This window comes from Jiangella mangrovi, assembly GCF_014204975.1.
GTDB lineage: Bacteria > Actinomycetota > Actinomycetes > Jiangellales > Jiangellaceae > Jiangella > Jiangella mangrovi.
In genome coordinates, this window is the sequence record NZ_JACHMM010000001.1 from 2885837 (window position 1) to 2895154 (window position 9318).

Below are 9318 nucleotides of genomic sequence, written 5' to 3' on the forward strand. Positions count from 1 at the left end.
CCCCCGGATGGGTGTCGAGCGTTCCTCTGAGTGGGACAGTGCTGGGGCGTCGCGGCGACCGCGATCACCATGCTTGCTCGCAGGGCTTCGCTATGGGGCCGAGTTGAGAGCTCGCGCTCGGCCGTGCTATTGGCGATAAGATAATGGATACAATGCCGGAGTCAAGGGGGTCACTGTAACGTCACCGTTTCTTGATACGACCGGTTCGATCCCGCGGCCCGGCCAGGATAAGGCTGCGCCCGTCGCCGCCGCGGCCCGTTCGGCGCACTGCGCGCCGCCCGCCCGAACCGGGGGTGGTCTCGGGGGAGAACTGGGGGGTTACCCCGATAGGCGGGTGCCCCGAGCGGGCGGATACTGGAACGCATGGGAGCCGAGCGGTTCGAGATGCGCGCCAGCGACGCCGATCGCGACCGCGTCGCCGAGATCCTGCGCGACGCGCACGGTGAGGGCCGGCTGGGTCAGGACGAGCTGCTGAGCCGGGTCGAGGCCACCTACGTCGCCAAGACCTACCAGGACCTCGACCGCCTGATCGCCGACCTGCCGGTGCGCCGCCAGCCCGCCGCAGGCCTCGTGCCCCGCCCGCTGGCCACTCCGCTGTCCGCGCCGCGGCCCCCGAGGCGGCGTACCGGCCGGCGCATCGCGCGCGGCCTGCTCACGTTCTCGTGGTGGGTCTACGGCATCGCCGTCGCCGTCAACCTCATGATCTGGCTGCTGGTCAGCATCGGTGGCGGCGGTCCCGAGTACTTCTGGCCCGTCTGGGTGGCCGGGCCCTGGGGCGTGCTGCTCGGCGGCCTCGAAATGGCGTACCGGTCCGGCGAGACGCCCTCACAGCGCTGACCGCGGGTCGGCTTGCTGCTCCGATTGGCCTCTGGTAGGCCGCTTGCCGTACAATTCTTGGTCGGCCCACTGTGGTCTGTTTCGTTGTGCCCTGCGGCTGGTCCGCGGTCGTTCTCGATCGAGGACAAGGGCCATTCGTGACAGCTCGCCGCCCGTCCCCCTGGACTCAGGCGGTGTCGGTGTGCCGAGGCGGAAGACGACGACGAAGAAGTGCGGAGGACATGCCGAAGAAGGACGGGGTCATCGAGATCGAGGGCACCGTGACCGAGGCTCTCCCGAACGCGATGTTCCGGGTGGAGCTCTCGAACGGTCACAAGGTGCTTGCCCACATTTCCGGCAAGATGCGCCAGCACTACATCCGGATCCTCCCCGAGGACCGCGTGGTGGTGGAGCTCAGCCCGTACGACTTGACCCGCGGTCGCATCGTCTACCGCTACAAGTAACCCGACGACACCTGTTGAGGGCGCGGCTCGTCCGACTCTCTCTTCACGTCCACGAAAGAGTCCCTCGATGAAGGTCAAGCCGAGCGTCAAGCCGATCTGCGACAAGTGCAAGGTGATCCGCCGCCACGGCCGGGTCATGGTGATCTGCGAGAACCTGCGTCACAAGCAGCGTCAGGGCTGATCACCGGCGCCTCGTCGCCCGGACACAACTGAATACCCAGGACAACGCACCTGCACCCCTGCCCCAGGCAGGGACCACCCCCGGGCGGAGGCCGGGGCTCGGCGGCAACGGATCGCCGGGACGCGGTGCGCCAGACACCTCCGAACGAACCAGTGAGGAACAACCGCATGGCACGCCTCGTCGGCGTCGACCTCCCGCGCGACAAGCGCCTGGAGGTAGCACTCACGTACATCTTCGGCATCGGGCGTACCCGAGCGCTGGAGACTCTGAAGGAGACGGGCGTCAGCCCGGACATCCGCGTCAAGGACCTCGGTGACGAGGAGCTGGTCAAGCTCCGCGACTGGATCGAGGCCAACTACCAGATCGAGGGTGACCTGCGCCGCGAGGTGCAGAGCGACATCCGCCGCAAGATCGAGATCGGTAGCTATCAGGGCATCCGGCACCGCCGCGGGCTCCCCGTCCGTGGTCAGCGCACTCACACGAATGCCCGTACCCGCAAGGGTCGGAAGAAGACCGTCGCCGGCAAGAAGAAGGCCGGCAAGTGAGTGCCGCGACGGCGACCTCTTCGCCGTCGCGCGCAGCGAACCGCTGACCTACGAAGCTTTCGGACAGGAGTACCGCACACATGCCACCCGCCAAGGGCCGCCAGACCAAGGTGCGCCGCAAGGAGAAGAAGAACGTCGCTCATGGTGTCGCGCACATCAAGAGCACGTTCAACAACACGATCGTCTCGATCACCGACCCTCAGGGCAACGTGATCGCGTGGGCCAGCGCCGGCCAGGTGGGCTTCAAGGGCTCGCGCAAGTCGACGCCGTTCGCCGCGCAGATGGCCGCCGAGGCGGCCGCCCGCCGTGCCCAGGAGCACGGCATGCGCAAGGTCGACGTGTTCGTCAAGGGCCCGGGCTCGGGCCGGGAGACCGCGATTCGCTCGCTGCAGGCCGTCGGCCTCGAGGTCGGTTCGATTTCGGACGTGACCCCGCAGGCGCACAACGGCTGCCGTCCGCCGAAGCGCCGCCGCGTCTGACCCGCCGAGACCCCGAGGAGACCTGATCCACCATGGCCCGTTACACCGGCCCACTCACGAAGAAGTCGCGCCGCCTGGGCGTCGACCTGATCGGTGAGGACAAGGCCTACGAGCGCCGTCCTTACCCGCCCGGCCAGCACGGCCGCGGCCGGCAGAAGGAGAGCGAGTACCGCCTCCAGCTGCACGAGAAGCAGAAGGCGCGCTACACCTACGGCGTCCTCGAGAAGCAGTTCCGCCGCTACTACGAAGAGGCCAACCGGCGCCAGGGGCGCACGGGTGACGTCCTCCTGCAGCTGCTGGAGTCGCGCCTCGACAACGTCGTCTACCGCGCCGGCCTGGCCCGCACGCGGCGGCACGCCCGCCAGCTGGTCGTCCACGGCCACTTCACGGTCAACGGCCGCAAGGTGAACGTGCCCTCCTACCAGGTGGCCCTGCACGACGTCATCGACGTGCGGGACAAGTCCAAGGAGACGACCCCGTTCATCATCGCCCGCGAGACCCACGGCGACCGCCCGGTCCCCGCGTGGCTCGAGGTCATCCCGAACCAGCTGCGCGTGCTGGTCCACCAGCTCCCGACCCGGCAGCAGATCGACACGCCGGTCCAGGAGCAGCTCATCGTCGAGTTCTACTCGAAGTAACCCGCACCACGGCCGTGGCCGGCACTCCCGCCGGCCACGGCTCCTGATCGCGACAGTCAAATAGCGGGCGTCGCGGAGAGGAAGTCAGAAGTGCTCATCACCCAGCGTCCCAGTCTCAGCGAAGAGTCGCTGAACGACTACCGCGCCCGGTTCACCATCGAGCCGCTCGAGCCGGGTTTCGGCTACACGCTCGGTAACTCGCTGCGCCGGACCCTGCTCTCGAGCATCCCCGGCGCGGCCATCACGTCGATCCGCATCGACGGTGTGCTGCACGAGTTCACCACCATCCCCGGGGTGAAGGAGGACGTCACCGACGTCATCCTGAACCTCAAGGGCCTCGTCGTCTCATCCGAGCACGACGAGCCCGTCGTGATGTACCTGCGCAAGCAGGGTCCCGGCGCCGTCACCGCCGCCGACATCGCGCCGCCCGCCGGGGTCGAGGTGCACAACCCGGACCTGCACATCGCGACGCTGAACGGCAAGGGCAAGCTGGAGATGGAGCTGACGGTCGAGCGCGGCCGCGGCTACGTGTCGGCCGTGCAGAACAAGCGCGCCGACGCCGAGATCGGCCGCATCCCGGTCGACTCCATCTACTCGCCGGTCCTCAAGGTCACCTACAAGGTCGAGGCGACCCGCGTCGAGGGCCGCACCGACTTCGACCGGCTCATCGTCGACGTCGAGACCAAGCAGTCGATCCGGCCGCGGGACGCGCTCGCGTCGGCCGGCAGCACGCTCGTCGAGCTGTTCGGGCTCGCCCGCGAGCTGAACATCGAGGCCGAGGGCATCGAGATCGGCCCGTCGCCGGTCGACGCCCAGCTGGCCGCCGACCTCGCGCTGCCGATCGAGGACCTGCAGCTGACCGTCCGTTCGTACAACTGCCTCAAGCGTGAGGGCATCCACTCCGTGGGTGAGCTCGTCTCCCGCAGCGAGGCCGACCTCCTCGACATCCGCAACTTCGGCCAGAAGTCGATCGACGAGGTCAAGGCGAAGCTGGCCACCATGGGCCTCGGCCTCAAGGACAGCGCGCCCGGCTTCGACCCGGCCGCGGCCGTCGACAGCTACGGCGACGACGACCAGTCCTACGCCGAGGACGAGCAGTACTGACCGAGCGCGGCCGGTAGCGGTCGCCACCACACAGGAGTAGATCACCATGCCCACCCCAACCAAGGGTGCTCGCCTGGGCGGTTCGCCGGCTCACCAGCGCGCGATCCTCGCCAACCTGGCGACCGCGCTGTTCGAGCACGGCCGCATCACCACCACCGAGGCCAAGGCCCGCCGCCTGCGTCCGGTCGCCGAGCGTCTGATCAGCAAGGCCAAGCGCGGCGACCTGCACGCGCGGCGCCAGGTGCTCAGCACGATCCGCGACAAGGACGTCGTGCACGTGCTGTTCGCCGAGATCGGCCCGCGCTACGAGAACCGCAACGGCGGCTACACCCGGATCGTCAAGATCGGTCCGCGGAAGGGTGACAACGCTCCGATGGCGGTCATCGAGCTGGTCGAGCCCCTGGCCGAGCAGGTCGTGACCGAGGCGACGAGCGCCACCCGGCGCGCGGCGCAGACGGCGGCTCCGGCCGCCGCCGCGGCTTCGGCTGCTGAGGCCACCGAGGCTCCTGCCGACAAGGCGACCGAGGCTCCGGCCGAGGAGACCACGGAGGCTGCCGAGGCCACGGCTGACGAGGCCCCCGAGGCCGCGGCCGACGACGCCGCCGAGGCGAAGGGCGACGACGAGGACAAGGCCGAGAAGGCCTGACCTCCGCGTCGCAGCACAGCACCGTCATGCAGCCCGCCGACCCCGCACCCGGTGGCGGCGGGCTGCTGCGTGTCCGGCTCGACCTCGCCTACGACGGGACGGCGTTCTCCGGCTGGGCCACGCAGCCGGGTCTGCGGACCGTGCAGGGGGTGCTCGAGGAGGCCCTGGGCCGGGTGCTGCGCATCGACCCGCCGCGGCTCACGGTCGCCGGGCGCACCGACGCCGGCGTGCACGCCCGCGGCCAGGTCTGCCACGTCGACGTCCCGGCGACGGCGTGGGCGGCGGCGCCCGGCCGCTCGGACCGGCCGCCGGCAGTGGCGCTGCTGCGGCGGCTGGCCGGGGTCCTGCCCGGCGACGTCCGGGTGCACGGCGTCGCCGAGGCGCCGGCCGGGTTCGACGCCCGGTTCTCCGCCGTCTGGCGCCGCTACCGCTACCGCGTCGCCGACACCGCGTACGGCGCCGACCCGCTGCTGCGCGCCTTCGTGCTCTGGCACGACCGCCCGCTCGACGTCGAGGCGATGAACGCCGCGGCCCTGGGGCTGCTCGGCGAGCACGACTTCGCGGCCTACTGCCGCCCGCGCGAGGGCGCGACGACCATCCGCGAGCTGCGGGTGCTGTCGTGGGAGCGCACGGCCGACGGGCTCGCCGTCGCCACCGTCGAGGCCGACGCGTTCTGCCACAACCAGGTGCGGGCCATGATCGGCGCGCTGTTGCTGGTCGGCGACGGCCGGCGCCCGGTCGACTGGCCGGCGACGGTGCTCGCCGCGGGCCGGCGCGACTCCGGCGTCACCGTCATCCCGCCGCACGGGCTGACCCTCGAGGCCGTCGGCTACCCGCCCGACGATCGGCTCGCGGCCCGCGCCGCGGCCGCGCGCAACGTGCGGACGCTGGGCTGATCCCCTCGCGCCCCAGGAGCGCCGGGCCCTCAGACCCGCCGGTGTCGGGTTGCGTCGGCCGCTCACTGTTGATCATGGAGGAAGGCGCCCTCCATGTCGCTCTAGACCCGACCTTCTCCATGATCATCAACCGTTTGTGCTGTCCTGGCGACGCAAAAGGTTGATGATCATGGCCTGGGGCGCGGGTCGTGAGCGGCCGGCGGAACCCGACCACGGCGGGACCGGTCGCGGGCTTGCCCGGGGCGACGACAATCGTGTCCAGGGGGTAGGTCGGGGGAATCCCTGAGGGCAAACGCGGCCCGGGCGCGTAGCCTGGAGGAGTGTTCACCGACGCGATCGAGATTGCCGTAGCCGCACTGGGGCTCGGGCTTGTCGTACTGTCCGTGCGGCAGGCACGGGCCAAGGGCTGGGCGGCCTCGCTGCAGATGGCGGCGGGCGGGTTCCTGCTCATGGGTGCCTCCGCCATCGGCTTCGTCGGCTTCGTCGCGGGCCTGGTCTTCTCGCCGGTCGCCTGGGTCGGGGTCGGGCTGCTGGCGGTGGCCGGCCTGCTCTTCGTGACGGGCCAGAAGCTCGAGGTGCCCAGGGGCTCCGCAAAGGCCGCCGACGCCGTCGGCGAGTCCGGGCCGGCGCCCAAGGGCGCGGTCGACGCCGCCCCCAAGCGCGGCAAGAAGCAGCAGGCATCCTCCGGCGACCCGGAGCTCGACGACATCGAGGCCATCCTCCGCCGCCACGGCATCCAGTAGAGCTGGGTTTCGCCTGGCGGGGCGGGGGAGTCTGGCGACGGGTGGGGCGTCCTGGCGGGCTGCGGTGTCCGCGATGTGGGATTTGCCGGCGGTTTCTGGGCTGCCCACCATGATTTCTCCCACTCCACGAGGCCTGCAGGCCTATTGGTGTGGGTGAAAGCCTGGTGATGTACTGGATCCTTGATGATCATCGCTGTCCACAGCCCCGCCGGACCGAAAGGCGACGGCGAGGCGGAGCCCACCTCGCCCACCCGGCCACACCTCGAACTCACAGCTCCAGGACGTCGTTCTCGCGGCCGACGACGACGGGCAGGGGTGCGGCCGCCGCGTGCTTCGAGGCCAACTCGTCCGCCTCGTCGTCCGGGCGGGTGGGGGCGTGGTGGATGAGCACCAGCCGGCCCACGCGGGCCTGTACCGCCAGCGCGATGGCGTCGCCGGCGGTCGCGTGTCCGTAGGCCGTGGCCCAGTAGCGCTCGCCGTCGGTGAACTGCGCGTCGTGCAGGAGCACGTCGACTCCGTCGGCCAGGTCGGCGGCCGCTCCGTCGTCCGCCGCGGCGTCGTGGTCGGGCAGGTAGGCGAGGCTGACGCCGTCGGCCTCCACCCGGATGCCGAACGTGCGCCCGCCCTTGTGCGCGATGTCGGCCAGCCGGACCCGGGCGCCGCCGGCCTCGAACCAGCCGGCATCGCGGGCGCCGAACCGCCACCGTCCGGCCAGTCCTTCGGGGCCGATGGGGAAGTGCGGCGGCGACATCGCCCGGCGCAGCAGCGTCGCCGCCGACCCCGGCACGTCCGGCGCCGCGACGGACTGGGCGGGCAGCCACAGCCGCACGTCGGCGCCGTCGACGTCGCCGGAGCGGAAGAACGGCAGCCCCTGCACGTGGTCCCAGTGCAGGTGGCTCAGCACCAGGTCGCCGCGGTACGGCGCGCCCCCCAGCAGCGCCGTCAGGTTCGCGAGACCGGTGCCGGCGTCGAGCACGAGCCCGGGCGCGGTCTCGCCCCGCACGGTGACCGAGACGCACGACGTGTGCCCGCCGGTCCGCACGAACGCGGCGCCGGGGGCGGGCGTGGAGCCCCGGACACCGTGCAGGGTGACCCTCACGCCGTCACGTCCTCCCGGCGGTGCGAGCCGGCCAGCTCGGCCAGCCGGTCGCGGTCGACGGCCGTCGACGGCGCCACCGCGACCCGCACCGGGGTGGCGGCGATCAGGGTCGAGGTGCGCCGTCCGCCCTCCAGGACGGCGCGCTCGCCCAGCACCGCGCCCGGCCCGACCTCGGCCAGCCGCCGCCCGTCGACCTCGACCCGCAGGACGCCGTCGAGCAGCAGGTAGAGCTCGTCGCCGGGCTCGCCCTGCAGCGTCAGCATGTCCTCGGCGGCGAGGGTCCGGATGCGCGGCTTCTGTGCGCCGCCCATGAGCAGCCGCGACATCACCCGCTCGGCAGCACTCTCGACCTCGACGGTCAGCGCCGGTGAGTCCTCGTCGCCCCACGGCGTGCGCGAGCCGAACGAGTGCGCCGCCCAGCCCGAGTAGTCGGTGAGGCCGCTCTTCAGCGTGAGCGCGCCGCCGCCGTCGTACACCCAGTGCCGCGGGAACGCGCTGGCTCCGGGCAGCTCGACGACGGACCGGCCGTCCGGGTGGATGACCAGCGACAGCGTCGTCCATACCAGCGGCGACTGCAGCTTGACGAACGGCGGGTGCGGCACCGCGCGGGGCGCCGGCAACGCCGTCCGGCCGCCGCAGGTCTGCGTCAGCCGCACGCTGCCGTCGGCCAGGTACTCGGGCTCGCGGCGCAGGTCCGGTAGCGCGACGGCGGCGAACGTGGCGCCCAGCTTGCCGATGCGCACCGTCGTCGATCCCATGCGCACGCCCGACGCGCCGGTGTAGCCGGCCCGGACGACCCGGCCGTTCTCGACCTCCGCCCAGCCGGCCAGCACGTTGGCATAGCGGAAGCGGTCGTCGGCGCGCAGCTGCTCGAGGCCGGTGGCGTCACCGAGGTCGCCGGGCGGCGGCGGGTCGTAGTGGGTGAAGCCGGTCTCGAACGCGGCCTTCGTGAGCCCGGTGACGGCCTCGGACGGGATCCACGACAGCGTGGTGGCGGTGGCCTCGATGCGGGTGGTCATGTCTCTGCCCCCAGGTCGGACGGGTCGATGCTGCTCCCCACGCTAGGGAGCGCCGTCGTGGGCCGGCAGGGTGCAGGCAGGCGAGGTGGAGGGGGTGCTGGCACGCCGTTTGACATTGATCAAGTGGGGTATTTCAGGCGGTATGGGAGTCTTGACCAAGCATCGGACGACGACCGCCGCCGGCGTGATCGCGGCGTTCGTACTGGTCCTCGTGTTCGGCAGTCCGCCGTACGTCGACTGGGCCCGCGACAACGCCAATGGCGGTGGCGCCCTCGACTGGTTCCTCACCCTCCTCACCTGGCCGTCGTGGAACTTCGACGCCGACCTCCCGGTCCGGGACATCTTCGCGATCATGCTCCGCGCGATCCTCGTGGTGGTCTTCACCGCGGTGTTCCTGGCCGTCCTCGCCGGGCAGACCGCCCGGAACTCTGCCGGCCAGCTGCTCTCCGGCTGGGCGGCGTACATCTTCGCCGGCGCCTCTGCCGGCCTGCTCACCGCGATCATCCAGAGCAACCCGTCGACGCTGGGCGCGTTCCAGGCGGCCGCCGCCGGCGCGGCGTACGGGCTGTTCACCGGTTGGATCGTCGGGCTCGCCACGTTCGGGAGCCCCGGCCGGCGCGGCTGACCCCCCGGTCGCGCCCTCCGCGAGCGCCCCTCACCCGCCCCCCGAGTGAGGGGCGCTCGCACG

The 9318-nt window shown here is 71.5% G+C and carries 13 protein-coding genes; 11 read left to right on the forward strand and 2 right to left on the reverse strand.

Translation table 11 applies throughout. The features are described 5' to 3' along the window. The first annotated feature begins 363 nt into the window (after positions 1–363). The 10 genes from HD601_RS13570 (at position 364) to HD601_RS13615 (ending at position 6512) form a co-directional block, all read left to right on the forward strand. The gene (locus HD601_RS13570; protein ID WP_221440941.1) at positions 364–837 is read left to right on the forward strand and encodes a DUF1707 SHOCT-like domain-containing protein; all 474 of its coding nucleotides are present in this window, start codon (positions 364–366) and stop codon (positions 835–837) included. 221 nt (positions 838–1058) lie between these two features. Continuing rightward, on the forward strand, positions 1059–1280 hold the full coding sequence (gene infA / locus HD601_RS13575) for a translation initiation factor IF-1 (RefSeq protein WP_026877474.1): 222 nt from the start codon (positions 1059–1061) through the stop codon (positions 1278–1280). Between the two features lie 67 nt (positions 1281–1347). After that, a complete protein-coding gene (rpmJ, locus tag HD601_RS13580) occupies positions 1348–1461 on the forward strand; it encodes a 50S ribosomal protein L36 (RefSeq protein ID WP_015883600.1) in 114 nt (37 codons plus the stop codon). 167 nt (positions 1462–1628) lie between these two features. Continuing rightward, a complete protein-coding gene (gene rpsM, locus HD601_RS13585) occupies positions 1629–2006 on the forward strand; it encodes a 30S ribosomal protein S13 (protein ID WP_069110663.1) in 378 nt (125 codons plus the stop codon). Between the two features lie 80 nt (positions 2007–2086). After that, positions 2087–2485 carry a 30S ribosomal protein S11 gene (rpsK, locus tag HD601_RS13590; RefSeq protein ID WP_026877472.1) on the forward strand — a complete coding sequence of 133 codons (399 nt, stop codon included), beginning with the start codon at positions 2087–2089 and terminating at the stop codon, positions 2483–2485. A gap of 32 nt (positions 2486–2517) precedes the next feature. After that, a complete protein-coding gene (rpsD, locus tag HD601_RS13595) occupies positions 2518–3123 on the forward strand; it encodes a 30S ribosomal protein S4 (protein WP_184822643.1) in 606 nt (201 codons plus the stop codon). A gap of 90 nt (positions 3124–3213) precedes the next feature. Continuing rightward, positions 3214–4227: a DNA-directed RNA polymerase subunit alpha gene (locus HD601_RS13600; RefSeq protein WP_184822645.1), complete on the forward strand. Its 1014-nt coding sequence runs from the start codon at positions 3214–3216 to the stop codon at positions 4225–4227. A gap of 46 nt (positions 4228–4273) precedes the next feature. Next, the gene (gene rplQ / locus HD601_RS35680; RefSeq protein ID WP_184822647.1) at positions 4274–4873 is read left to right on the forward strand and encodes a 50S ribosomal protein L17; all 600 of its coding nucleotides are present in this window, start codon (positions 4274–4276) and stop codon (positions 4871–4873) included. Between the two features lie 26 nt (positions 4874–4899). Continuing rightward, positions 4900–5769, forward strand: coding sequence for a tRNA pseudouridine(38-40) synthase TruA (truA, locus tag HD601_RS13610; RefSeq protein ID WP_184822649.1), 870 nt, complete (start codon positions 4900–4902; stop codon positions 5767–5769). Between the two features lie 320 nt (positions 5770–6089). Further along, on the forward strand, positions 6090–6512 hold the full coding sequence (locus tag HD601_RS13615; protein ID WP_184822651.1) for a hypothetical protein: 423 nt from the start codon (positions 6090–6092) through the stop codon (positions 6510–6512). A 268-nt stretch (positions 6513–6780) separates the two neighbouring features. Here HD601_RS13615 and HD601_RS13620 read toward each other — a convergent pair whose 3' ends face one another. Both HD601_RS13620 and HD601_RS13625 read right to left on the reverse strand, forming a co-directional pair. Continuing rightward, positions 6781–7611, reverse strand: a complete 831-nt coding sequence (locus HD601_RS13620) for an MBL fold metallo-hydrolase (protein ID WP_184822653.1) — start codon at positions 7609–7611, stop codon at positions 6781–6783. Beyond that, positions 7608–8630: a cyclic nucleotide-binding domain-containing protein gene (locus HD601_RS13625; RefSeq protein WP_184822655.1), complete on the reverse strand. Its 1023-nt coding sequence runs from the start codon at positions 8628–8630 to the stop codon at positions 7608–7610. The genes HD601_RS13620 and HD601_RS13625 overlap by 4 nt, the downstream gene beginning before the upstream one ends. Positions 8631–8772: 142 nt before the next feature. On the opposite strand from HD601_RS13625, the gene HD601_RS13630 reads away from it, so the two are divergent. Continuing rightward, positions 8773–9255, forward strand: a complete 483-nt coding sequence (locus tag HD601_RS13630; protein ID WP_184822658.1) for a hypothetical protein — start codon at positions 8773–8775, stop codon at positions 9253–9255. Positions 9256–9318 lie beyond the last annotated feature (63 nt).